The sequence below is a fragment of the Paenibacillus sp. FSL H8-0282 genome, assembly GCF_037963825.1.
GTDB lineage: Bacteria > Bacillota > Bacilli > Paenibacillales > Paenibacillaceae > Paenibacillus_AQ > Paenibacillus_AQ odorifer.
In genome coordinates this window covers 2,044,591-2,069,416 of sequence record NZ_CP150146.1, presented here as the reverse complement: position 1 = coordinate 2,069,416, position 24,826 = coordinate 2,044,591, and the positions used below count along the sequence as shown (strand labels likewise).

The 24,826-nt window shown below is 42.2% G+C and carries 29 protein-coding genes; 7 read left to right on the top strand and 22 right to left on the bottom strand.

What is annotated here, in order from left to right; all coding sequences use genetic code 11:
- Positions 1–42: 42 nt before the first annotated feature.
- Genes NST94_RS08855 through NST94_RS08845 form a run of 3 tightly spaced genes read right to left on the bottom strand, consistent with a single transcriptional unit; the run spans position 43 to position 2,912 of the window.
- A complete protein-coding gene (locus tag NST94_RS08855; protein WP_339172700.1) occupies positions 43–1,065 on the bottom strand; it encodes an SDR family oxidoreductase in 1,023 nt (340 codons plus the stop codon).
- Positions 1,066–1,099: 34 nt separating this feature from the next.
- Positions 1,100–1,948, bottom strand: coding sequence for an NAD(P)-dependent oxidoreductase (locus NST94_RS08850; protein WP_339172697.1), 849 nt, complete (start codon positions 1,946–1,948; stop codon positions 1,100–1,102).
- 31 nt (positions 1,949–1,979) lie between these two features.
- The gene (locus NST94_RS08845) at positions 1,980–2,912 is read right to left on the bottom strand and encodes an aldo/keto reductase family protein (RefSeq protein WP_038569620.1); all 933 of its coding nucleotides are present in this window, start codon (positions 2,910–2,912) and stop codon (positions 1,980–1,982) included.
- Between the two features lie 174 nt (positions 2,913–3,086).
- Between NST94_RS08845 and NST94_RS08840 the strand changes: the two genes are divergently transcribed.
- Positions 3,087–3,431: a helix-turn-helix domain-containing protein gene (locus NST94_RS08840; protein ID WP_036684053.1), complete on the top strand. Its 345-nt coding sequence runs from the start codon at positions 3,087–3,089 to the stop codon at positions 3,429–3,431.
- A 752-nt stretch (positions 3,432–4,183) separates the two neighbouring features.
- Here NST94_RS08840 and NST94_RS08835 read toward each other — a convergent pair.
- The 9 genes from NST94_RS08835 to NST94_RS08795 form a co-directional block, all read right to left on the bottom strand.
- On the bottom strand, positions 4,184–5,185 hold the full coding sequence (locus NST94_RS08835; RefSeq protein WP_076309816.1) for an anti sigma factor C-terminal domain-containing protein: 1,002 nt from the start codon (positions 5,183–5,185) through the stop codon (positions 4,184–4,186).
- Positions 5,182–5,673: an RNA polymerase sigma factor gene (locus NST94_RS08830; protein ID WP_036684055.1), complete on the bottom strand. Its 492-nt coding sequence runs from the start codon at positions 5,671–5,673 to the stop codon at positions 5,182–5,184. The genes NST94_RS08835 and NST94_RS08830 overlap by 4 nt, the downstream gene beginning before the upstream one ends.
- 143 nt (positions 5,674–5,816) lie before the next feature.
- A complete protein-coding gene (locus tag NST94_RS08825; RefSeq protein ID WP_339281884.1) occupies positions 5,817–7,031 on the bottom strand; it encodes an S-layer homology domain-containing protein in 1,215 nt (404 codons plus the stop codon).
- Between the two features lie 200 nt (positions 7,032–7,231).
- On the bottom strand, positions 7,232–8,368 hold the full coding sequence (locus NST94_RS08820) for a hypothetical protein (RefSeq protein WP_339281883.1): 1,137 nt from the start codon (positions 8,366–8,368) through the stop codon (positions 7,232–7,234).
- A gap of 5 nt (positions 8,369–8,373) precedes the next feature.
- Entirely contained in the window at positions 8,374–9,237 is an 864-nt protein-coding gene (locus tag NST94_RS08815; RefSeq protein WP_076187118.1) for an ABC transporter ATP-binding protein, read from the bottom strand.
- Positions 9,227–10,051: a hypothetical protein gene (locus NST94_RS08810; RefSeq protein WP_076187116.1), complete on the bottom strand. Its 825-nt coding sequence runs from the start codon at positions 10,049–10,051 to the stop codon at positions 9,227–9,229. Before NST94_RS08810 ends, NST94_RS08815 begins: the two co-directional genes overlap by 11 nt.
- Positions 10,048–10,578 carry an RNA polymerase sigma factor gene (locus NST94_RS08805; protein WP_076187114.1) on the bottom strand — a complete coding sequence of 177 codons (531 nt, stop codon included), beginning with the start codon at positions 10,576–10,578 and terminating at the stop codon, positions 10,048–10,050. The genes NST94_RS08810 and NST94_RS08805 overlap by 4 nt, the downstream gene beginning before the upstream one ends.
- Before the next feature lie 449 nt (positions 10,579–11,027).
- Entirely contained in the window at positions 11,028–11,663 is a 636-nt protein-coding gene (locus NST94_RS08800; protein WP_076187112.1) for a sigma factor-like helix-turn-helix DNA-binding protein, read from the bottom strand.
- An 83-nt stretch (positions 11,664–11,746) separates the two neighbouring features.
- Positions 11,747–11,908: a hypothetical protein gene (locus tag NST94_RS08795; RefSeq protein ID WP_254857120.1), complete on the bottom strand. Its 162-nt coding sequence runs from the start codon at positions 11,906–11,908 to the stop codon at positions 11,747–11,749.
- A 255-nt stretch (positions 11,909–12,163) separates the two neighbouring features.
- Between NST94_RS08795 and NST94_RS08790 the strand changes: the two genes are divergently transcribed.
- The 3 genes from NST94_RS08790 to NST94_RS08780 all read left to right on the top strand — a co-directional run bounded on the left by NST94_RS08790 (position 12,164) and on the right by NST94_RS08780 (position 15,041).
- Entirely contained in the window at positions 12,164–13,120 is a 957-nt protein-coding gene (locus NST94_RS08790) for an ROK family protein (RefSeq protein WP_081390522.1), read from the top strand.
- A 37-nt stretch (positions 13,121–13,157) separates the two neighbouring features.
- Positions 13,158–13,775, top strand: a complete 618-nt coding sequence (locus NST94_RS08785; protein ID WP_076187110.1) for a sugar O-acetyltransferase — start codon at positions 13,158–13,160, stop codon at positions 13,773–13,775.
- Positions 13,776–13,841: 66 nt separating this feature from the next.
- A complete protein-coding gene (locus NST94_RS08780) occupies positions 13,842–15,041 on the top strand; it encodes an MFS transporter (protein ID WP_076104606.1) in 1,200 nt (399 codons plus the stop codon).
- 312 nt (positions 15,042–15,353) lie between these two features.
- On the opposite strand, the gene NST94_RS08775 is transcribed toward NST94_RS08780, so the two are convergent.
- Entirely contained in the window at positions 15,354–16,106 is a 753-nt protein-coding gene (locus NST94_RS08775; protein ID WP_339247559.1) for an HAD-IIB family hydrolase, read from the bottom strand.
- Between the two features lie 80 nt (positions 16,107–16,186).
- Between NST94_RS08775 and NST94_RS08770 the strand changes: the two genes are divergently transcribed.
- Complete coding sequence (locus NST94_RS08770; protein ID WP_339281882.1) at positions 16,187–16,876, top strand: Crp/Fnr family transcriptional regulator; 690 nt, start codon at positions 16,187–16,189, stop codon at positions 16,874–16,876.
- 16 nt (positions 16,877–16,892) lie between these two features.
- On the opposite strand, the gene NST94_RS08765 is transcribed toward NST94_RS08770, so the two are convergent.
- Positions 16,893–17,231 carry a hypothetical protein gene (locus tag NST94_RS08765; protein ID WP_339281881.1) on the bottom strand — a complete coding sequence of 113 codons (339 nt, stop codon included), beginning with the start codon at positions 17,229–17,231 and terminating at the stop codon, positions 16,893–16,895.
- A 218-nt stretch (positions 17,232–17,449) separates the two neighbouring features.
- On the opposite strand from NST94_RS08765, the gene NST94_RS08760 reads away from it, so the two are divergent.
- Together NST94_RS08760 and NST94_RS08755 are read left to right on the top strand one after the other, a co-directional pair.
- The gene (locus NST94_RS08760) at positions 17,450–17,785 is read left to right on the top strand and encodes a potassium channel family protein (RefSeq protein ID WP_076124810.1); all 336 of its coding nucleotides are present in this window, start codon (positions 17,450–17,452) and stop codon (positions 17,783–17,785) included.
- Positions 17,786–18,135: 350 nt separating this feature from the next.
- A complete protein-coding gene (locus tag NST94_RS08755; RefSeq protein ID WP_339281880.1) occupies positions 18,136–18,765 on the top strand; it encodes a LysE family transporter in 630 nt (209 codons plus the stop codon).
- A 61-nt stretch (positions 18,766–18,826) separates the two neighbouring features.
- Here NST94_RS08755 and NST94_RS08750 read toward each other — a convergent pair whose 3' ends face one another.
- The 8 genes from NST94_RS08750 to NST94_RS08715 form a co-directional block, all read right to left on the bottom strand.
- Positions 18,827–19,396: a manganese catalase family protein gene (locus NST94_RS08750; RefSeq protein WP_036684067.1), complete on the bottom strand. Its 570-nt coding sequence runs from the start codon at positions 19,394–19,396 to the stop codon at positions 18,827–18,829.
- Between the two features lie 50 nt (positions 19,397–19,446).
- Positions 19,447–19,713 carry a spore coat protein CotJB gene (locus NST94_RS08745; RefSeq protein ID WP_036684069.1) on the bottom strand — a complete coding sequence of 89 codons (267 nt, stop codon included), beginning with the start codon at positions 19,711–19,713 and terminating at the stop codon, positions 19,447–19,449.
- 3 nt (positions 19,714–19,716) lie between these two features.
- Positions 19,717–19,935, bottom strand: coding sequence for a spore coat associated protein CotJA (locus NST94_RS08740; protein ID WP_036684070.1), 219 nt, complete (start codon positions 19,933–19,935; stop codon positions 19,717–19,719).
- Between the two features lie 208 nt (positions 19,936–20,143).
- Positions 20,144–21,169 carry an AI-2E family transporter gene (locus NST94_RS08735; RefSeq protein ID WP_076187099.1) on the bottom strand — a complete coding sequence of 342 codons (1,026 nt, stop codon included), beginning with the start codon at positions 21,167–21,169 and terminating at the stop codon, positions 20,144–20,146.
- Positions 21,170–21,216: 47 nt separating this feature from the next.
- Positions 21,217–21,711: a DedA family protein gene (locus NST94_RS08730; protein ID WP_076100017.1), complete on the bottom strand. Its 495-nt coding sequence runs from the start codon at positions 21,709–21,711 to the stop codon at positions 21,217–21,219.
- A 7-nt stretch (positions 21,712–21,718) separates the two neighbouring features.
- A complete protein-coding gene (gene pssA / locus NST94_RS08725; protein ID WP_036684073.1) occupies positions 21,719–22,243 on the bottom strand; it encodes a CDP-diacylglycerol--serine O-phosphatidyltransferase in 525 nt (174 codons plus the stop codon).
- 42 nt (positions 22,244–22,285) lie between these two features.
- Positions 22,286–24,040 (bottom strand): HAMP domain-containing sensor histidine kinase, encoded by a 1,755-nt coding sequence (locus tag NST94_RS08720; RefSeq protein WP_076124801.1) that lies wholly within the window; start codon positions 24,038–24,040, stop codon positions 22,286–22,288.
- A complete protein-coding gene (locus NST94_RS08715; protein ID WP_339172677.1) occupies positions 24,037–24,717 on the bottom strand; it encodes a response regulator transcription factor in 681 nt (226 codons plus the stop codon). The genes NST94_RS08720 and NST94_RS08715 overlap by 4 nt, the downstream gene beginning before the upstream one ends.
- Between the last annotated feature and the right edge of the window lie 109 nt (positions 24,718–24,826).

The following is a 24,826-nucleotide window of genomic DNA, read 5'->3' as shown; positions in this document are numbered from 1 at the left end:
TCCCTTAGGAACAGACCGTCTTTAAATATAACTGTATAAACCTTATGCGTAGAATGAAAGAGGTTTGGCCTCAATTCCATGTCTCTCGATCAACTTATCAAGTAACGCAGACCATTCCGCATCGACCGTACATTGCTCAGGATGAGCCTCGAACCAAGCAACCGACTGCTTGATCCCTTCGGAGAAAGGCACAGTAGCCTGGAAGTCAGGCACGAAACGTTTGATTTTGCTATTATCAAAAACACTGCTTACCGCTTGATCACCGACCAAACCATCCGCTGTCCCTGGAGGGGAAAAGGCTGTGATAAAGTCTGTGGAGATATGCACCACTTTAGGTTCCACACCTGCCGCTTGTCCGATGGCCGCATAGATCTGATTCCAATTTAATACCTCGTCGGAAGTTATATGAATGGCCTCGCCTATCGCTTCCGGATGTCCAAGCAATCCAACGAAACCTTTGGCAAAATCCGAATTATGTGTCAGTGTCCACAAAGAGGTTCCATCTCCATGTATGACTAAAGGTAAGCCACGGCGGATACGATCGATCAGTGACCAAGGATGCTGGCCACTCGTGAGTGCCGCAGGGATGGCTGTATTTCCATAGGTATGGGAAGGACGAACAATCGTAACCGGGAATCCGTTCGCCTTGTAAGCTTCCATCAACAGCTGCTCACACGCAATTTTATTCCTCGAGTACTCCCAATAAGGATTCTCCAGCGGTGTCTCTTCTGTGATTACATAATTACGCTGCGGTTTCTGATAAGCAGAGGCTGAGCTGATAAAAATGTACTGCTTCGTTTTACCTGTGAACAGGTCAATGTCTGCCTGCACATGTTCCGGTGTAAAAGCAATCCAGTCTACCACTACATCAAATTCGTAATCTCGTAATACTAATGCGGCTTCTGCCGGATTACGAATGTCTCCTTTAATTACTTTTGCACCTTCTGGAACGAATTCATCCCGCTGTCCTCTGTTGAACAAATACAGCTCGATTCCTTGATCTACAGCCAACGGGGATACAGCCTGACTAATTAATCCCGTACCTCCGATAAATAAGACCTTCATTTTGCACGCTCCTTATAGTGAATCCGCTCGTTATTTACTGGTTAACAAAATTTCGCCATACGTGCTTCGGCTGCCAATTTAGCAGCTTTTTGGCCTTCTCATTACTGAGTAGCGACTCGTGACCCTCCAGTGGCTGGCGGAAATCCGTCACCTCTGGATAACGTGCGGCCATTAGCTCTCTGCTAGGAACAGCCATGCTGGTCTCATCTGCACATATATTAAGAGCAACCGCTCCCAATCCATCCGTTTCGATTGCCAATTGGCAAGCTGTTGCTACATCCCGTGTATCTATATAACTCCATAGAATCCGATCGCGCTGCGCTGGATCATGAATGAAGGAAGGGAAACGTTCATACGCCGATGGATCAATAACATTTCCGATTCGTAGGGAAACGACCTGTATACCCTTTCTGCGATAGAACATCTCAGCGGTTTGCTCATTCACAACCTTAGACAGACCGTAGCTGTCTTCAGGTAACTGTGGATGCTCCTCATCCATAGGCACATACTTCGGCCCCAAAGGATTAACCGCAAAACAGATTCCGTAAGAGGATTCACTGGAAGCAATCACTGCTTTCCGAATCCCGAGACCCGCTGCAGCCTCCAAAATGTTATAGGTAGATACTACATTATTTTGAAAGGTAACCTCACTTGTCTTTATATTTGCAGCTGGGATCGCAGCCAAATGTACAACTGCATCAGCGCCTGCAAGCACACCATATACTTCACCCAAATTATTCAAATCAGCAATCATCGTTGGGCACAAAGAATCTGCGGATTTTTGCGTATCTACATTCACAACCTCATACCCTTGCTCTACAAAATGCCGGACCACCCATCTGCCCAACATCCCACTGCCGCCTGTAACAACTACTTTCGCCATGAGTGTGTCTCCTTTTTTATGAAGCTAACAACTACTCCAGAATCTCCTCAATCTGCTTCAAAATCTCTTCCGAAAGCTCAATACCTGAAGCCTTAACATTCTCTTCGACCTGCTGCGGACGGCTGGCACCCACCAGCGCACTAGCTACATTAGGTTGACGCAAAATCCAAGCCAAAGCCAAATTCCCAACAGAAATATTCAGCTCCGTGGCGATCCCACTCAATTGGCGGACTTTTTCAATCTTTTCTTCTGTAATCGAATCTTTTAATCGATCCAGCTTAGCAGCACGGCTATCCTCAGGGATGTCCGTGTTATACTTTCCAGTTAACAGCCCTTGAGCCAGTGGAGAAAATACTACCTGTCCAATCCCACGGCGCTCGCCAAGCGGAATAATCTCTTTCTCAATATAACGGTTAAACATATTATAAATCGGCTGATTAACAACAATATGATCTAGCAAATAGCGGTCTGCTACAGCTAACGCATCGGTCATTTGCGCCGCCGTCCACTCACTAACACCGACATAATATACCTTGCCTTGCCGAACCAGATCATCTAGCGCACGTAAGGTCTCTTCAATTGGAGTTTCCGGATCAAAACGGTGGCAATACATAATATCCACGTATTCTACTCCGAGACGTTTCAAGCTAGCATGACACTGTTCCGTGATATGTTTGCGGGATAGTCCACGGTCGTTAGGCCCCGAGCCCATTTCCCCGTATACTTTAGTAGCTAATACATAGGACTCACGAGAGTAGTTACGTAAAGTCTCACCTAGTACTTTCTCGGCAGCACCTTTTTCATAAACATTTGCAGTATCAAAAAAATTCACGCCTAAGTCGTAAGCGGTTTCAATGGCATTAACAGCATTATCTCTTTCCACATAGCCTCCGTATGTCAGCCAGCTTCCCAAACTAATCTCACTGACTTTTAAACCGGTTCCACCTAATCTGCGATATTTCATAATAACTGCTCCTCTCCATAGTTCCGTGTTTGATTTTGGCAGGTTGCTTAGCACTCATATTCATTCTAGAATAGTTTGTATATAATAGAAAGAAGTGAAAATTAGTTTATTATATGATCTCTAGTGTAGTTACTATACTAGAGTATAGTAACTTCACAAACAGGAGGAGATACCTTGAAGACAGCTAAATCTACTAATAATTATATCCCCAAAACCCCTGTTACTATTGAATGTAATGTTGAAAAAACACTTGAAGTATTAGGTGGAAAATGGGCCTTTCTTGTCCTCAGAGAGCTATTCGACGGCACGCAGCGTTTTGGTGCACTGCAACGAAAAATCACTAATGTTTCTCCCCGCGCATTAACCACTACGTTGCGCCATCTGGAGGAACATGGTGTGCTTGAACGTCACGTATTTCCGACTGTTCCTGTTACGGTAGAATATTCGCTTACTCCCAAAGGTGAGGATTTACATCAAATTTTGAAGGAAATGAAGCTGTGGTCCGCGAAATGGACTTAGCTTGAGCAGATTGTGACCGATGAAAAAAGAAGCTGTCCAAAAAGTAGAGAATTCTACTTATAGGGCAGCTTCTTTTTTATAAATAGGCTATACAATGGATGGATTCTTACTTAACCCATGGGATATGTGCGGTGTGCGGCGTGCGGTGGCGGTGTGCGGTGTGCGGTGTGCGATGTGCGATGTATGATGTGCGATGTATGATGTGCGATGTATGATGTACGCTTTAGTGTAATTGGGGAAAAACTCCCTAAAAATAGCCGAAATTCGTTAAAAAAGAGCATAATGAGGGAATTTCTCCCTAAAAATCGAGGTGATTCCTTTATTTTTCACCAAATCAGGTAAATTACAGGGAGGTTTTCCCTAATTATAAGTTAGATGACCATATATCTAAGAATTATAGGGAGAAATCCCCTAATTATAGAGTCGGAAGCGTATTTGGACAACTGAAAACAACCGGAGATACCAGCGATTTCTGCGATTTCTGCGATTTCTGCGATTTCTGCGATTTCTGCGATTTCTGCGATCACGTCATAGACAAATTACCACTTGAGGTCAGCAGGCTTTGCCTTGCCTTCAATCTACTACTGAAGCAGATCGCGGATAATCAAAAACGCAGAGCAGCGAAGATCCAATAGGAGGAATGAATCGCTGCTCTTTTGACCCTTGCATTTATGAAAATGAAGGAGAGGTCGTCTCTTTTCGTAGAAAATCCACATATAGAATAACCCCTCCAGCATTTTTACTATATTGATCTAATATTTATCCACAATCGCGCCGAGAACTGCCGTATTTACATAGGGTTTTCCTTTGAGGCTTTGCAGCTCTTTCGCAGTTCCAGTAACGACAACTCCCAATAGCTGTACATCACTGGCGTCCGGCGCCGCTTTATCCTTTTTCAAGTAATTCGAGATTCGCTCAAACTCTCCGTAATGCTTGCCCTTCATCTGAAGCCCATAGGTTAAGGATTGTAAAAAATCCTCTGGTTTCGGCTTAAATAACCCTTCCCATTCCCCACCGTAGCCATATACTTGTCTAGCAGATTCCGGTAAGGCATATTTATTCGGGCTGCTGTCATTCCTAATAAACTCAAGGTTCTTTTTATTGTCATACGTATCTACCCAATACCAAGTCTGTGTCAAACCCGCCGGCAGCATCTTCTCTACCTCTACCTGAGTGTAGCTTTTATCAAAAGAAACAGCCATTTCTACGAGCTTGCCAGGTTCCATTTGTTCGAGTGAAGGCAGGTCATTCAGCACTTTTTCGTTATAATTCACTCCAGGCACATAAAACATCATTTCCCGCTGACCATTTTGACTGTTATATCCTCGGTAGTATTCATAATTTTGCTGTGTCATTACCGGGTCAGGAACATTTATACTAGAGTATCCCCTATTAAGCAGAGAAAACCGGCTGCCCATATCGAAATACAGTTTTTTAGTATCCCATACGATGGGCACACCCTCAACAACTTTGTAAGTGCTCAGTTCAACTTTACCCGATAGAAACCCTAAATCAAGCTCAGTTCTCAACTCCTGAAGGTTAGGACTGCTAATCTTCATCATGATCCTCTCTTCATCCAAACCACGCATCGCCAACCAGCTTGTCAGATGGGCGTTACCCAGCATCCCGCCGAATAATACTATAACCGTCACCACTAGAGAAATGATTGTGTTTCGAATCATTGTTTTTCGTTTTGCCTTCTTAATTACTTTTGAAAGGTTCTGATCATCCTTTTGTTCCCATGGAGCTGTCATTCCGCTTCACCTCTATACTTTTTTTGAAATTGCTTGCGGGCACGAAACAATGCCGATTTGACTGTATCTGTCGTAATTCCCAGAAGCTCAGCTATCTCCTGATAGGACAGCTCCAGCTCATACTTCATAATAATGAGTTGTTTATGGAGCGGTAGAAGCTCATCCAACACTCTTTCGATGTCTTCCCGTTTCTCTTTTAACAGCACATGATCCTCTGGCAATTCCATATCCGGCACATCTACATAGTCAATAGGAATGACTATCCGCTTGCGGCGGCGGCACAGATCATAGTAGCGATTGATCGCTACTTTATATAACCATGCACTGAATTTGTTCTCATCAATGGAATCAATATACAAAAGAGCCTTATACACCGTATCCTGTACGATATCTTCAGCGTCGGCTGCAGGTGCCCCGAGACGAATCAAGTATTTTTGAATTTCTAACATTTTAGGTTGAAGTATCTGATGTAGCTGCCCGGGCTTCATCCTGCACCTCCCTTCGTATGTATAACGATAAAGTTCTCGGAATGTTAGCTTATGAGGTGAAAAAAATTATAAAACAAAAGACGGCTGCCTCAGAAAGACATGCCGTCACATTTTAAAGAATGAATAAGGTTCCAGTACAATTCCTATATATCCGTAGGATTCATTGCCTGCTGAGCTGTAGATATGAGTATGGTTTGAACTTTCAGAGATTGTATGTCAATAATGAAGCCTATATAGAACCCACCCTCCATATTATCCATTTCAAAAGGTGACAATCGGGGCTCATACACTCCACCCTTGTTCTCAAACCAGTAACTCACTATAATCCCGTATTCGTTATCCACTGCAACGTATGTACCGTATGCCTTTAGCACATCTTCCAATGTACTTACCCCAGGTCGAATATTGTTCAATGTACCTATGTGGATTGGATCAATGCGCTCATTATCTTTGTCTATTTTCCAAGCGTTCAGCCGACCTTCGGTATCATAATGTACAGATACTTCTTTATACATTTCATTATTGAATACATCTTGACCTGTTGAATCCCCGTAATGTTCCTCTATTAACATTCTTGAACTCCCAAAATCAATAAAAAGATTACGTCCACTATCCGCTATTCCGAAATCACGATCAGTTACCGGAACCGCTATAAAATCCTTCAAGCCTGTACCCTGTTCCGGTAATGACGGTAAGTGACTCCGATCCGATCGTTCTTCTGGACGAGAAATTACAGTATATATTCCCTTAAGCTTGAGCATTCTCATCCATTGTATAGCCTCTGCTCTTGTAAGCGGGAGATTTCCTTTGAAACCTACTAGCGTTGGCTCTCCGGGAAGTGGAAGTAGAGAGTTACCCAGCAAATAAACCACGGAATCCGTGTCGTTGTAATTCATCCCTAGACCAGATACAACTAACCTTGCGGCGGCCATTCTGGTGATTGGAGCCGATCTTGCCACTGGATATTGTAGTCCAGTAACTGGATGATTCCACCACTTAGCCATTCTATACGGTGCTGCTGTCCATTCTTCGCCTATGCTAGTAGCCTTTGGATAGCCGAAAGAAAGATAAAATAATTTCAAAAATTCTGCTTCCGTAATCGACTGATCCGGTCGAAAGCTCCCATCATCATAACCAACCATCAATTGGTTGCCCAACGCCCAGCGCACCCAAGGCTCGGACCAGTGACCTTGAATGTCAGTGAACAGTGAATATGCCGGATCCTCCTCACCGTCCTCTTCCACTTCTTCATATGTCCCTGTATTCTCGTACGTTGTCGTGTCAGCATGAACTCTATAACTCACGTTGCCGCATGTTACAATTGTCCCTGAGATAAGACCTAGTACCAATAGCTTCATTATCTTCAATTTAATAATCCCTTTCGTTCTTATCGGTAAGGGGTTCCTGCTCTCTTTGTCAGGTTTATCGTGATTAACCCTTTATCTTAACTATCGGGTAAAAAGTCTGATTCGTAAATATACTGCTCTCCTTTTTCACAAGAAAAGCCAAAAAAGATCGCTCCCCTTCATAGCGGGAACGATCTTAACCTACCTACTACTTAGACCTTTAATCGACGTTCGAAAGCTTTGGGGATAAGCATTATAGCAATTATACCTATAATTATCACCGAAAGGATTGACAAGGGTAGATGTAATATAGGGATGCCAAAAATGTTATAGGATACATATTTTTCGATTAAGGATCTGCTAACCATTACACCTGACGGCAAAAAAGAGATTATTTTGCCCAACATTCCAGGCAAAGAGAAAAGGGGAAGAATAACTAAGAATGCTGCCAGTCCAAGACTGCTTAAGCTACTCCGACACAAAGCGGATATCAGCGCTGTCAATAACAAAAGACCACATGCAGCCAGCAAGGTTACAGCATATTTCACGGCAAATCCCTGCAGCTGGGTTAAGGCATATGGAGTCTCATCAAAATAAAAGTAACTATTCAGCGGGGCATTCCAACCCACGAAGCCGAACGGTAAACAGGCCAGCAATGTGCAAATCCCGTAAAAAAGAGTAACCCAGCTAAACGTAACTATAAATCCAGCTAATAGTTTTGCCGCAACAATCTTCAACCTTCCGTATTTACTAGATAGAATAAGTGCATCCATTCTATAGTTTTCCTCGCCGGAGAACAGGGAGGCCAGTGCAAATACTAGAATAAGACCGATAAAAAGATCCCCGACGCCAGGCGAGCTCGAAAAAAATATATGTAATAAGTCCCAGTCCTCAGTTACATAAAACCCCCGTGGTTTTCCCTCCTCCAGCATGGAGAGCTTTTTAGTAACATCTCTTAGCGCATAAGATCCTGGTTCTTGCCTCTCCATTAAAACCTTCTGCTCTCTCAGCTCTGTTAAATTTCTGTTGAATTGATCTACCATATAAGCTGTACCAGCATAGTGTTGCTCCAGAATTCGTTTCATCTTCTCCTCTTTGGGCCAAGCGCTGTCTTCAGCATATTCTTCTTTGAGTCTAGGTGCGTATTTCAAAGCTAAATCTGGTTGAATCGGTCCTAGATGAGCGGCGATAGCTTCAGGCTTTTCCTTGTTTACAACCAATAGACTATCCGTACCGGATGGGTAGAAACTAACAAAACAAAAAATGGCTAATGCAATACTTCCAGCTATAGAAATCCAGACTCTGGGAATCATAATTTTACGTAATTCAAACATCACCAGACGTTTCATGTGTGTCATCCCCTCCGAAAATAATGCATATATACATCTTCTAATGAAGGATTCACCATCAGTGCATTCTCAACTGGCAAAGTCTTGCTGACTACCCGAACCACTAGTCCAGTATCTGTCTGCTGCACATTCACTACAGTTCCATTCTCTTCGATTTGAGCCAGCAACCGCCCGGGGACATGTGCCTCCCAAACCTCTCCTTGCAATTCATTGGTCAACTCCTTAATTGTTCCTTGACGAAGTAACTCTCCTCGCCCCATCAGTAGCACCTGTTTAGCTATATGATCAACATCAGAAACGATATGAGTAGACAAAATAACGATGCGCTCATTTGATATTTCAGAAATTAAATTTCGAAATCTTACGCGTTCCGAGGGGTCAAGTCCTGCTGTGGGCTCATCCAGAATGAGGATGCCCGGATTATTAAGCAATGCTTGAGCGATACCGAGTCTACGTTTCATTCCGCCGGAATACTTACCACATTTTTTATCCATTTCTCCGGATAGATTAACCATTTGAGCAAGAACCTCTATACGATCACTCGCCTCCTTCTTGGTCAACCCCTTTAGGGCAGCAACATAATACAAGAAATCGCGAGCTGAAAAATGATTGTACATCCCCAGTTCCTGCGGTAAATAACCTATCTGAGCCCGGTACTGATCCCCCATATCATCCTTGTTTTGTCCATCTAAAAGTACATTTCCACGAGTCGGATACAGAATATCTGCAACAATACGCATCAATGTCGTTTTTCCTGTTCCGTTAGGTCCTAGAAGACCATACACACCAGGTGACATAGAAAGGTTGATCGTATTTAAAATTCGCTTTTTGCCGAAATCATGTACAATATTACATAGTTTAAGCTCCAATCAGAAACCCTCCCCTGCTCAATATTCTGGATTGAAACCTCATGGCTAGGCTAAATACCACTGCCGACAGAACGCCCAGTCCCATTAACCAAAATAACTCGACCGACATCGTCCATCTCACTGCAAATTCTCCGGAAAATAAAATCATCCAAAAGAGAGGCAACATGAAGAGTACGGTCGTTAATTGTCTAAAATTACGTATCAGCGTGGATAATACTAACGCTACCGCCGCATTGTTTAGGATCGGGATGCACCATAGCAGGGTCATACGCAGCATAAACTCCGTTCCCCCTACCGGGGTTACCATAGCAGTTACACTAACGTTAATCAGTAGTGAGATCACCCCTGCCATAAGGAACCGAGCTTGCACATACCGATGCAACGGAATTCTAAAACTACGTGCGAGTTCTCCCATTCCACAGAGCGTATTCCGAGCCGTATGAGAGACGACCACCAGTAAAGGAATACAACCCACGATGGACAGAATGAACATAGGGCTAACAATCTCCATAACACTCAGCACCAAATATCCTACTACAAACAAGATCACACCAAGCACAACCTCTTTCCACCATCCCTGTGAAAAAAGAATCCTCAGCTGTTGCCGTGCAAATAGAGGAACGGGTGGTACTGGCGCAGGTAAAGCCCGCTTGGATTTTCTCCACCTGCTCATGGCTTCTTCTGCAAAACCGTCAAGGCGTGGCGGTTCAGGAATGCACCTGATATAATTCACGATCTCCTCTACAGACTCTGCTGTCATCTCATCCTGTAAATTCAGATTGAGGTAATCTTGATGGTTACGTTTAACCCTCATTTTCCTGCTCCTTTCTTTAGGGGTTGGGATATGTCCTCTTGCTTGGAATAGCTTAGTAAATCACGTAATTTAATCAGCGATCGGCTTACCCTTGACTTCACAGTAGATTCAGGTTCATCAGTTACGGCAGCTATTTCTGTAAACGTAAATTCATATTTATACCTTAACAAGAGCGCATCCCTCTGTTCCTCTGGCAGTGAGTAAATCGCGGCGTATACCTGCTTAACCTCTTCACGAATTAATATTCCTTCAAGAAAATCTCCTTCGACTGTGATTTCATCAGATAAGCTTTGATTCAACTCTGCTTGCCGAGCACCTTTGCTGCGAAAATAGTCAATGCAGACATTTTGCGCGATCGCCATCAACCAAGCTCGAAAACTCCCCTGTTTATTTTGATAGCTGTCAAGCTTGGCCCATGCTTTTTCATACACCGTCTGTGCAAGATCCCAGGCCAATTCGTCATTATGTATTTTCCATCTGATGAATCGATAAATATCACTATAGGTATGCCGAATTAATAATTCCACCGCTGCCTCATTGCCCTGCTGCGCTTCTGTGACCCATTTGTCCTCCCCGATTTAATTCCCCTCCAATCTACCAATCTACCAATCTACCAATCTACCAATCTACTAAATATAACGAAATCGCCTACGAAGTAGACGCATCACATTAAAAAGACCAACCAGAAGGTTCTGGCTGGCCGAATATAAATTTTCCCTAGATTATGTCCCCGGTTCAAATTGTGAGTGAACATTTTTAGCTTGTATCTTAGTGAATTATATAACATTGATTCTATTAATTTCCATGGTGCACACTCATTACAAGTGGTCTTTTTGTGAAAATCTTCGTAAATGGTGGATTATTGTTCGATGAAACAAATGATGCTGTATATTCTTTTAATAGTTTCTAGCCCGACAATTAAGAGGGTCACAATAGCCTCAAATACATGGTAAATGTGACCCTTTTATAATAAAAACTATAATTCAACGATTAAATAAGAGAACTGAAAGCCATTCATCGTTTCGAAATCCCAACCCTCGGAATTTAATTCTTGAAAAGTAGGAATAACAAGATTATGAATTTGCTCTGAAGTCGAATTTTTAATGAACTCATCAGGCATTTGTTTTACTTCGTATCCTGCAATCCCTTGACATAGCCATTTAGGAGCAAGTGGATTAATGTCACCGATTAACCACATTGTAAACAAGTGCAGCGTGGATTTAAGAATAGTTTCATACGTATGCTTTGGCCCTGGATCTAAAGGAGAAACAATTTTCAATTTGTTTCCCTCAAAAGTGCCAATGAACCAATTAGGAGCGTCTACTTCACCAACAGCTTGATGAAAAGTTGGGAGATCATTAAATAAGTCACGGTGTACCTTCTCCATACTATCATTCGTGACGATCGTATCGCTTTTGCTAACAATAGATATCCTATCTTGAATAGACATAATTGTAATGTCACCCCATTCTTTAAGTTCACTTCTTAATTTCTCTAATGCTCGGTACAATCGTTTCTTAACCGCACTTTCTCGCATTCCAACAATCTTAGAGATCTCTAACAAGGTGCAGTCTACAAAAAAGCGCAATGAAATAAAAGCCCCAATATTCATTTTTCACAATATTCTGTGCGATTTTGAAGATCCAAGTGAATAAGCTCGAATTCCTTTAAATGTATGAATTTTTTCCAAGGCCTTTAAGAAAACTGTTGCGTTAAGTCTTCCGTGCTACCCGAATTTACTTTCAACGAAAGATATTTATGGATTCTTTCGCGATATTGATTATAAGTGATTTCAAAGCTTTGCTTGTCTCCCTGTTCATCCGGATAAACAGTGGATTTGTCATGAGCTCCAGACATTGTAAGAACCTCCTCTTGACCTTACATTTAATTAGACACCGCAGGTTGATTAAAAGCCACATGTCCGTTCAAAAAAATCCATAATAAAAAACTGTCGATTGCTAGACAATTATATAGAGCCAAGTTATAGTATTGATAATACTTTTAATAACCATTTTCAAAAGTCTAGAGGTGAATAAAATAAACCAAATCGCAAACAATTCTATTCGTGTTAAACAGATAAATCAGGAGCTTATCAAGCAGGCCTTGAAATCGATGAAGGAAGGAACCAAATCCACGATTGCAAGTGCCACCGGATTAAGTATTGCTACCTGCGGAAATATCCTGAATGAACTTCTGGAGACTGGTGAAGTCATTGAGACTGAACTGGAGGCTTCAAATGGAGGCCGACCGGCCAGACGATTTATCTATAACGCTGATTTCTCCTATATTGCATGTATCTATGCCAAAATTGAGGATGGCCAGAAATCCATAACCTATGCGGTGACCAATTCAGTTGGTGATCGTGTGGATCATGGATGGATGGAATTAGAGTACGTAGATGCTGCAGCCATCGACCATCTGCTGGATACGCTTATCCAACAATATAACAACATCAAGGCAGTAGGGATTGGGATTCCCGGCCTTGCTCACCAAGGTGTCATTAATATCTGTGACATTAAAGAGTTAATTAATGCTCCCTTAGAATCACTACTCAGAGAAAAATACGAGCTTGAAGTCACGATTGAAAATGATATGAATCTGACCGTTTACGGGTTCTATAAACAGCAGGATTATGAAGAGGATAAAACTATTGTCGTGGTGACCTTTATCAAAGGAGCTTTTCCAGGCGCCGGGATGATGATCGACGGGCATATCCACAAAGGTAATACCAGATTTGCTGGTGAAGTCTCTTTTTTACCGTTTGGAATCTCGCGTGAACAGCAATTGAGTAGCTTGGACCACACGGATACCTTCATCCCTTTGGCGGCTCACACTATATCGTCCCTGATTGCAATTATTAATCCAGAGACCATAGCTCTCACAGGAGAGCAAGTCAAACAAGAGAATGTGCGGCCGATTTATCAACGTTGTCTGGAAGTGATTCCAGAGGAGCATATGCCTCACTTAATTGTGCTGGATCAACCTGATGATCATTACATGAACGGATTAATTGCGATCACACTGGAAAGCTTAACCTACTCGTTGCAGCTGGTTGAGAAGCGCCGGTAAAACATAAAACTAACATACACTTCAGGAGGAACTACGAATGGCAACAAACAAAGAAAACATGATTGCAGGAAAGCTATATATGGCAGGCGGTGAAGAATTAGCAAAGGATAACAAAAGATCCAGAATGCTCACTCGTTTATTTAACAATACGACGGAAGAACAAGGTGAATATAGAGTAGAACTACTCAAGCAATTATTTGAGTCTACAGGAGAGTCATTATATGTTGAACCTCCTTTCCGTTGTGATTACGGCAGTAATATTACCGTTGGCAATAACTTCTACGCTAATTTTGACTGCATTATCCTTGATGTAGCTAAAGTAACGATTGGTAACAATGTTCTCTTTGGACCTAGAGTAGGTGTATATACTGCTGGTCACCCCATAGATGCGGACGTGCGTATTAGTATGCTTGAATTCGGTACACCGATTACCATTGGAAACAACGTGTGGGTTGGTGGAAACGCAGTAATTAATCCTGGGGTAAAAATCGGCAACAATGTAATCATCGGTGCAGGTTCAGTCGTGACTAAGGATATCCCTGACAATGTAATTGCGGTGGGGAACCCATGCAAGGTATTAAGAGCAATCACCGACGACGATAAGCAACACTGGGAAAAACTTAAAGAAGAGTATTACAGAGACATTGAGCAATAAAGTAACCCGTTCTGGGAGGATCTCAATTTGAAAAAGCGCTTCGGGGGATTTAACAAGATTTACGCCATGCAATTGGCAACCATCTTTTTAGGATTTATAGTGTTTGGCATATCGGAAAATATTAAAGGACCTGCCATTCCGCGAATCCAATTCGACTTTAATCTGGACGAGAAACAGCTCGGCACCCTTTTATCCCTAAATGCATTAGGTTATTTGATCGCCTGCTCCTTTACAGCTGTATTGGTTCGGAAGTGGGGGATCAAGGCTGTCAGTATCATTGCTTTTGCATCCATGATATTCTCAGGAGTGTTAATCTATATCTCCCACAGCTATCCCTTCTTCTCAGCTTCTTATTTCCTGATGTACATCGGAAACGGAATGCTGGAGATTGGTCTTGCCATTTTGGGAGCACGCATCTTCGTAAAAAATACCGGGACGATGATGAACTTATCCCATTTTTTCTACGGATTTAGTTCAACCTTAGCTCCACTGCTGGCAACAGGACTCATGTCGGTAAGTATATTTGGCCATCCACTCGACTGGCGCGGAATGTATCTGATTATGCTAAGCTTATCTTTACTGCCTATTCTATCTGCCTTGCGCAGTACATTTCCGGGTGACGATCTTCCGCAAGAGGACCGGATCCCATTAAAAACACTGGTCCGCGATCCCGCTTTATGGCTGATGGTGCTTATTCTTTCTTTCGGTGTAGTGTCAGAGCTTGCAGTAGGTGGATGGCTAGTGAATTTTTTGGAAAAAGCATACTTGTGGGATACAGTTACAGCTTCTGGTATGTTGTCCACCTTTTTTCTCTGCTTCTCGCTAGCAAGGCTCCTGCTGGGGCCGGTTACAGATAAGATTGGTTTCAATCTATCGCTTATCATCTTTTCAGCCTTCTCTGCCTTATGTACGTTTGCTGCTATTTTGGGTGGGGAACAGCTCGCGTTTCTATTCGCAGCAGCAGGCATAGGTATCGCTATGATTTATCCGACCGTCATGGCGTTTATCGCAAAAAGGTATCCGCATGGCAGTGACACTGCCATCACCTTTACAGTTACACTAATGGGAGTCGGTAGCGTGATTGGCAACTATGCCATAGGTGCAGTAATCGAAGGTGTAAAGAGGCTTTACGGAGCAGAAACACAAACTGGCTTGCTACGTGGTCTTCAAGCTGGGTATGGTTTTATCGGCTTATGTGCAGCTATATGCGCGATATCCGGTTGTGTTTTATATCGTTATTTAAATCGCCGCCAAGAACTTATCTAGAATAGTTATCGCACTTATTTCTGCTCATCCACGCAAAAAAACCTGCTGATTTTATGGCAGGTTTTTTGTTGCAAATAGCGACCAACCTCCTACCATCGGACTCAAATGTCCTTATTGGCTTCGAAATAGACAGAAATGAGGTTTTTCGGACCCCAGAGTCGTTATTGAGTTGTTTGTGTGCAAAAACCGCTGTCTTCTGACTAGATAACGCCTCCTGAGTCCGAACACTCCGCCTAATGAAGCTAAATCCTGAAATAGCGACTATACAGTCCGCAACAATGACCTCTGAGCTGGTGATCACCATCCCAACAATTATCGCAGACCTCGCACCAGCTCCATTATTTTTCTAACAATCTGCTCTTCACCGCTACTAACCTTTTCCGTTGCAACTTCTCCCAAGGTTATATGATCGCCAACACAAACCGAATGTGCGGAATGTCTAAACATTTCTATATCATTAGCATCGTTACCAAAAGCAATAAATTGCTGCGGTTCTATGCCTAATCTCTTTAGTCCTGTCCATTTGTTCACACCTTGTGGACTTATATCCATAATATCTTCTTGTCCATGCTGGTAGATCACAATCGGCAGATTTTGCAGCTTATGTATAAGTTGTTCCCCGTTCAGACTGCTCAAAATAACTACCTTCACAATCTCATCCAGCTCTGATGGAGTTACATTTTTGGCGCGTTGTTCTGGATCTACATTTCTCCGGATGGGATGGTTCGCAGAACCCGAATATGCATAGTCCCAATGACTATCAATCAAATAAGTTGCATCAAATTCTTCAATCAAATTCAGGATGTTATCCGCAGTCTGTGGGTCAAAATGTATCGTCGAAATAACCTCCCCACCCTTTGCAATAAACGCGCCATTCCCGCCAACCATAGAAAAATGATGCATACGAGCAGGCAACACAGGCAATAAATCACGAATAGGCCGGGCTGACGCAAAAATAACCTCATGTCCTTTTTCAATTAGAGAATCCAAGGCTTGTACAATAAATTCACTCAAAGGTTTGCCGTTAAAACAAATCGTCCCATCTAAATCAAAAATAAATTTCACAGTTAATAACCTCCCCTTTTTCTCTATATTAACGAGTTCAGATATAATGGAAAGGACCGATGTCCAAAAAGGAGTAAACGATGAAATCTATTCACGATCCAAATCTGATATCACATTACATTACACAATTTAATCTAGACCAAGTATTCACAACGTCAACACATGCTTTAATCCAGTTACTTGTCTATGAGCAGGATGAAATCATTTTGCGTGAGGGGGATGAGCTGGACGGAATTTATTTTCAAGTGGAGGGGCGTACCAAGGTTTCTTCTAGTGTGGGGACGGGAAAATCCTTGTTATTACGTTTCTGCTCACCCTTGTCATTATTCGGGGATATTGAATACGTGCAGGAAGTTGTGATCCAATCCCAAGTTGAAGCGGTACAACAAACCAGCCTCTTATTTATCCCGAAACAAAAGGTTGAGTCTGACCTAATGGATAACCACAGGTTTAAAGACTTGTTGCTGAAACATCTCTCCTACAAGCTTCTAACCTGCACATCCGCATCCCGAACGAACTTGCTGGGCTCTGTAGAGGAAAGGTTTGCAAGTTATTTATTGACCATTCAACTCCAACGTGAGTTTGGAAAAGAAATTCAGACACCCTATATCCCAGATATAGCTTCGTTAATTGGGACTACTCCCCGCCATTTAAACCGTGTCATTCAGCGGCTCACCGACATGGGAATTTTATATAAAGTTAAGCAAGAAATTGTTGTACTCGACTGGGAGCGTCTGGATGAATTATCTAACGGAATAAGATTTGAATAGCCTAAAAACCCCTCATTTAATTGAGGATAAAATGATCGATGTCATCATAACGGATATCGATCTTTTCTCCGCTTCTTTTGACAAGATTTATATACAGAGGAGCTGCATCAACACTTCCGCCACCCACCAGCACATGGTAGTTTTCATTAATTTCATATTTACGGATGTACAAACCTGAACCAACGTCTTCAAAGGGATGACCTTCAAAATCCTTCCACGACAACGCCTCGCCTTGCTGAGCTAGATCCCGTATTTCATCCATGGATAATATTGCAGCTTTTTTATCATTACATGCTGAAAGTATAATCGTCAAAGCAAACAATAACAGCATTATCAAGTTACGCTTACTTTTCATTCTTAAACCTCCAAACTCTATAATTTGTTATTTATAGGAAAATATAAGGTAATAATAACATAGCTTAGACTAGCTTTGAATGGAGTGTGACCAGTTTCAGCTCTGAATGTTAGAAATTTAAGTTCTCCACAACCTCCTCAGTTTCTTCCTGCAAATCTATTTTAAATTTGACGTTAATTTGTTATGTATGCTCTAATATAAATGAAGGGTGGAGCTGCATGTTATCATTTTTACTAACTTTAAAACGTTTATTCTCGGGCTTATGGAAAGCGCTCAAACGTAAAAATTTCCAAGCATTATTCTTATTAGTTTTGATGACGCTGTTGTCTGGAACCATTTTTTATGTCAAACAGGAAGGTTTGTCTGTCCTGGATGCTATTTATTTCTGCGTTGCAACGCTTAGTACATTAGGTCATCCAACATTTGTTCCCCAGACAGCACTCGGAAAAATATTTACGATCGTTTACATTATTGCAGGCACAGGGTTGTTCTTGGGAATGATCGGGTATATCGCTTATGAACTGATCAAACAAACCGATAAAGATAACAATTAAATAATGAAATCCAAACTCGTGACAGTATCAAGAGCCTTTAGCCGAAGCTAATGAGGCTCTTTTTTTCAAATAATCGCTTATATACTAACTTTCACCTAACTAAATCACATTTTTCATCTCATGTCACCCTTTAATTTTCGAGCAATAATTCATCGGTAAAGAAAATCGAGACCATTAATATTCATCTCTGGCGATCCTCAAATAAATAAAAAAGACCGTCTCTATTAGAGCGGTCGAAAATTTTAGAGCAAATTTGTAATAGATAAATTCACTCAAAAGAATTGCCCCCTATTACTTCATGGTGTAAAATATACTTTCGTTTAATTTGATAAAGGGGGCTTTTAATTTTAATGGCTTTATTTCTTACATACGTTTTGCTCGGCTTTTCCATCGCTCTCCCCGTAGGTACCATTACCATTGAAATGACCAAACAAGGCTTGAAAAATGGCTTTATGCATGGTTGGATTGTTGGCCTCGGGGGAATGACTATCGACCTCTTCCTAATTCTAGGCTTATACCTGGGTCTAGCCTCAATTCTTTCCATGCCTATCATACAAGTAATCATGTGGTTAGTTGGAGCTCTCTTCCTATGCTACGTTGGATATGACAGCATCAAGAATGCAGATCATGATATTTCCCTTGGAGGAGAGAAGACGTCCAAATCGCTGTTCTCTTCTTACAAAAATGGTTTGCTAGTGGCGATCTCACCAGGAAACCTGGTATTTTGGGTTAGTGTCTTTGGTACCGTATTGTCCGACTCCTTTGACCGTACTAATACGGGCAGCTTTTTGCTAGTGGGATTAGGTATCCTGATTGGTATCCTGCTCCATGATATTGGCCTGATGACGATTGTATCCACCACACGAAAAGCAATGAACCGGACGGCTATTAAATGGGTGACTATCAGCGCAGGTGTTGTATTAATCGGCTTTGGGGGGTATTTCTTCTCTCAATTCCTACGGAGCCTCCACATTTTATAACGTAAAAAAGCCGTTCTCTTATAAAAGAGAACGGCTTTTTATGTTATTCTCACAGAAATCCTTAGAACACCCGCTTCTGATTCCGATCATCAATAATAATCTGCACCGCTTCCTTAAACCGTAATGCATGCACAATCTCCCGCTCCCGCAGGAACTTAAGGCTATCCTGCAGATCCACGTCATCCGTCATGTCAATCAGCCACTGATATGTAGCCCGGGCTTTTTCCTCAGCCGCAATGTCTTCATAAAGGTCTGCCAGCGGATCTCCCTTAGCTTGAATATAGGCTGCGGTGAATGGAACTCCGCTAGCATCCGTGTAGAACAGGGCATGATCATGCGCTACAAAATGTGGCCCTAATCCCGCTTCCTCTAATTCACATACCGAAGCATCCTTCGTCAGCTTGTAGATCATCGTGGCAATCATCTCAAGGTGAGCGAATTCTTCTGTAGAAATATCGTTCAACACGCCAATAACTTTATCTGGAATCGTGTATCTTTGATTCATATAGCGTAGTGCAGCGGCGAGCTCGCCATCTGCGCCTCCGTATTGCTCACTCAAATAACGCGCCATCCGGACATCACATTTACCCACCCGTACCGGATATTGCAGTTTTTTTTCGTATATCCACATTCGGGAACTTCCCTCCTCTAGAAAAATAGTTCCTTACGGTTATACTCCTCTTACACCTGCCAAGGCCAAGGGGGTTGATTCCATTCCCATGGACATTTAGAATAAGCGCGGCCAAAATTCTGCAGCGGACCATATAACTCCTGAAAATGATTCGCTAGCTTAGTTCGTTCCAGCGTAAGCTGATTAAATTGTTCAATACTTCTCAGATCGTCAGGATGCGTATTTAGGTATAAGTTCAACTCCACTAAGGCAAAATCAAGGGTCTGCAACTGTTCAAGCAATTCATAATAACGTTGGTCGCAAGGATTTGCCTCCATAGTCTATTTTCCTCCTCCTTTGCACTTGGATTCATACGGACTAAATAGTGCTGGCCAGAGCGTTCCATACTTCAGAGCCTCCTGCAAACTAAACTGTGGCAAATCGGGCGGCTGAAAGGTGATAAATTGATTGGGTGGAACTACATACGTCTTGAACGGCACCGGTGGGCAAGGATCAAACGGGCCCCTAAAGGGGGTATACCTCCGCAGCTGTGATTCCATCTTTTTTGTACCTCCTTTGTTCCTGTTCCTTCTTTAAAGACTCTGAACATTACTCCCTTAGCTAACTTATGACAGCAGGACACAATATAAAACGTTATTCACAAAAAAAGCCCATTAGCAATTTTTTTTGTGCAATGTGCATGACAAATAAGCTGTCTCCGGAAAAGTACCGAAAACAGCTTATAACTTGGGTTTTTTAGTATTCAGCTTAGGGCTTCGCTCTTTTGAACGAATCTTCGTGGGTAATCTCAAGGATATCCAACATAAATACAAAGATAGGAATACCAAGAATAAGTCCCCAGACACCCATATAATGCTCAGAGAACAACAACACGCTAAAGGTGAAAAACATCGGCAAATTCATTTTTGTGGACATCAACTTAGGATTCAAGAAATAGCCTTCGATAAAATGCAACACCGCAATAATCGCCAGCACATATGTAACTGTTATCAGACCGCCGATGTTGTAACCAATTATTAAAAGCGGAATGAGCGAAATCAAAAAACCAACCAGCGGAATGAGACTGAGCAGAAAAATCAAAATCGCTAGGGCAAATAAATACGGGAAGTTAAGCAGCCACAAGCCAATAACAGTAAGACAGGTATTGAACATGGCAATGAGAATTTGCGCTTCAATTACTTTTCCAAAGGAAACGATGAATTTTCGGCTGAAATACTCCAGATCTATATAAAACCAGGCAATCCTGCTCTCTCTCATCCTAGAAGTGAAACTGACGACCCGGTTCTTCTCCAGAATAAACACAAAGCTTAAAATGGTTGATAGAACGAAAGTTGCACCCCAGTTGCTAACCTGCAGCACATAATCGATGCCTCTTTTGATATAGGACTGATAGTTAAGGTCCCTGAGCATATCATACAAATATAATGTAATCTTGTTCTGCGGAAGATCCTCTGATTTGAGATTGGTGAGGAAGATAGCTAATTGCTTAATCTGCTCCAATACTTTAGGAAGATATCTTGCAAGGGCCAGTACAATCAATGCGATTAAAGCAAGGTATAAAATGACAATAATCACCTTACTGTTGACCTTCATGAATTTACCAATTCGTTTACTGAGCACAATCTGAAAGCTGTTCATGACAAAAGCAATCAGAAACGTCAGCAGCACCAGATTAAGCATCCCTCGAACCATGTACAGCAGCAACCCGATAAGTGCGAGAATAAAAAAGCGTCTGGTAGTACTATTCGCGTAGAATCGCTTGAATACATTCATTGATCTTGCTCCATTCAATTGCGATTAATAATGTTAAGCTTCAATGGCTATAAAAAGGAAAACTTAGCCCCCACAAAAAAGCCGATGGAAACAAAAAGGAGTGACCAGGTTAGCGCTCCTGCAGTCGTTATGAGTATATACTTTTTGAAAGACATAGCACTGATTCCAGAGATATAGCTCGATACATGCCTCAGACCTGGAATAAAATAAGCAATGAAAATCGCCCAGTTTCCGAACCGCAAAAACCATCTTTTCATACTGGCAAAACGCTTGGGTGTAAGGCCAACCCACTTGCCGAATTTAGCTACCACAGGTTGTCCTAGCCTTAAGCCAATGGTATAGCTGATAAGCATTCCTGTGATGGATCCCATAAAACAAACCAATACGGAAAGTGAAAAATCCAAAACCATAACGGAGGATAAATAGCCTACAAACAGCATTAACACCTCATCAGGCACAGGAAGTCCGATAATCCCAAGTGCCATAAGGCCAAATATGGCTAAATATCCGTATTGTGAAATGAACTCTATAATCCAAGGCATGGGTGTATCACTTCCTGTTGAAGGATTTTTTAAGGGACGGAAATGGGATACGGCTGATCATCATTACGGACAGCAATGCCATTAATCCGATGACCAGTCCTGGTTTCATCCGTTCATCTAATAAAGAAATCATCGACAGAATGACTCCAGCAGCAGTAATGGGCATCCCCACGAACCCTTTGGAAGGCGCCGACAGATTAAATCTGGCCAAACGAAGTGCGCCACAGATCAAAAAGAAAACTGCAGCTGCAGGTCCAATCCAGTGGGCATCTTCTAACCTATACAACAAGATAAGGAAGGTAGGCGCTAAACCAAATGATATAATATCCGCCAATGAGTCCAATTGTTTACCGAATTCACTAGTACATTGCAATATTCTTGCCAGTAATCCATCCAGTACATCACATATTGCCGCGAGCAATATCATTAATAAAGCTAGGCTATATCGTTCTTGAATCGTAAAATACAAGGATAGTGATCCTAATCCCAAATTTCCGAGTGTGCACGTTGAAGGCAACCAGTTCAATTTCATACAATTTCACCCCTTTCATAGCAGTATTTCTGTTGATTCGGTTTAACCTTCAAAGGTCACTGTAAAGCTGACACCGTTCTCCGTATTTTTCACTGTATAAAGACAAGCGTGCATATCCAGTATTCGCTTCGCGATGGAAAGCCCAAGACCCGTACCGCCTGTCATTCGACTGCGGGATGGCTCAGACCGATAGAACCGTTCCCAGATCTGCTCCAGCTGATCTTCTGGGATTGATTCTCCTATATTTTGAATAGTGAATACAATAGTCTGGGCATGACTCTCAATATTGACGGTGATAGAACTTCTTTCTTCCGCATGCCTGATAGCATTGGTCATAAAATTTAGCATAACTTGTTCGATCCAGTTCACATCCGCATAGACCGGTAATTCATTCGCAGGAATAATGATGACCTCCAAATGTTTTTCACTCAGCAAGTGGACCAGCTTGTCTGTCACCTTTTCCGTCAGTTCACTTAACATAAAGGAAGATTTCCGTAGTTTAATCGTACCCGACTCCAACCGCGCTAGATCTAGCATATTTTTAACAAGAAACTCCATTTTATCGGCTTCCTCAATAATCACCTTAATGTAGTGATCCTGCTTGCCGGCACTAACGCCGTCTTCCAAGCCTTCAGCAAAACCTTTGATAATACTGAGGGGTGTCTTCAATTCATGGGAGGCGTTGGCAAAAAAGTCCTGCTGCATGATCTCCATTCTTTGCTTCTGTTCCATATCCTCAACTAGCTGCTGATTGGCCTCTCTTAACTCCCCTAAAGCAGAGTCCAGACTTAGTGATAAGGTGAACATGCTGTTAGAAAGGCTGCCTAGCTCATCCTTCTGCCGAATCGATGTGTCCCCTGTAAAGTCCAGAGAAACCATCCGTTTTGCTATCTTGTTTAACTTAATTAGCGGACGCGTTACCATTTTCGAGAAAAAGAGAGAAAGCACCAGAATCAGGACAAAGCCACCCATTCCCAGATATAAAAAGAACCAACGTAAGGCATCGTTCGAATCCTTAACTTCCTGTAATGAAGTGACTGTGAATAGTAATTCAATTTCTCCGTTACTTTGCTTCAGGGGCAGAATAACCACAGAATTGCGACTCCCACTCCAGGGAGCAACCCAGTCTTGCTTCTGTATTTTCAAATTTTTAAAGTCTTCTATCTGCGCTGGTGTCAAAGGAAACCATTCCTCAAGAGCCTCAAACAATATTCCCTGGCGGGGATTCCATATTTTTAAATCAGGCAGTACAACTTCTGCAACAGTACCAGATGCATGAATCGTCCCAGTCTCTCCCGTCTCCCCTATGGTTCCGCCCCCTTTTTTTGTAATGCTTATGGGGTAGAGTATAACGGGTGAAGCACTGTCTTCATCCAGAAGTTCGCCTTCCACGCTCAACTGATCATCTACTTTAATGTTTGCTGCTCTCAGTGAATCTCCGTACTGATTCATGAATAGGGATAAAGAAACAACCATACTCTTCCCGTCATCATCGATTAGCTTTATATGAAATGGATCTTCTGAATTCATCCTTCCATCCAGCTTCAAAATAACCATTTGTGTTTTATTCCGCAGCATAAACCGGACAAGCTCCTGAGAGGTTCTAGTGCTTCCCCATGGTTCGCTAATATATCTTGCCGCAAAACTCTTAAGGTGTTTCTCCACACGGTGCTCTTTTTGCTTCTGATAGAAATTGTCAAACAACAGCAATTGGCTTAGAATCACCATGCCATAGAAGCAAAGGAAAAAGATAACGGTCATCACAAACAGTTTAAAAGTAATTCCCCGTCTTCTCATGCCTCTTCCTCGAACATGTATCCTGTGCCAATTACCGTACGAATAAAACGTGATTCATAACCCAATTTACTTCGCAGCTTTTTGATATGACTGTCCACAACTCTGGAATCTCCTTCAAATTCAATTCCCCAGATCCGACTGAGGATCGTATCCCTTGAAATAACAATCCCTTTATTTCGTATTAAAAGCCATAAAAGATCATATTCCTTAGGGGTAAGCTCCACTTCCGCATCTTCTACCTCCAACCGATGAGCCAAGGGATTGAACATCGCGGAACCAAATTTTATTATGCTAGACTCAGGCTGATGGGTGCCTTCAACCCGTTTCATAAGTGCATTTGCCCGGGCTACTAGCACCTTTGGACTAAATGGTTTTGTAACATAATCATCGGCTCCTAATTCAAAACCGTAGATTTTGTCGTCATCTGTAGACTTGGCCGTTAACAAAATGATGGGTACCGCTGATTTTTCACGAACTTCACGGCACACTTCAAAGCCATTCATAGCAGGCATCATGATATCCAAAATCAGCAGATCCGGCAGCAGTGAATCAAACCAAACCAATGCATCTCTTCCATTATCCGCCTCAAGTACCTCCCAATCATTCTGTAAGAAATAATCAGATACCAGTTCACGAATACGAATTTCATCCTCAACGAGAAGAAGTTTCTTTTTCAATCTAGACCCCGCTTTCAAACAATTAATAAACATTAGCATAGACGAGCGTTATGTCCTTTATGTGTCCACAAAAAACTCCCCCTGTCATGAGCCATACAGCTCTTGCAGG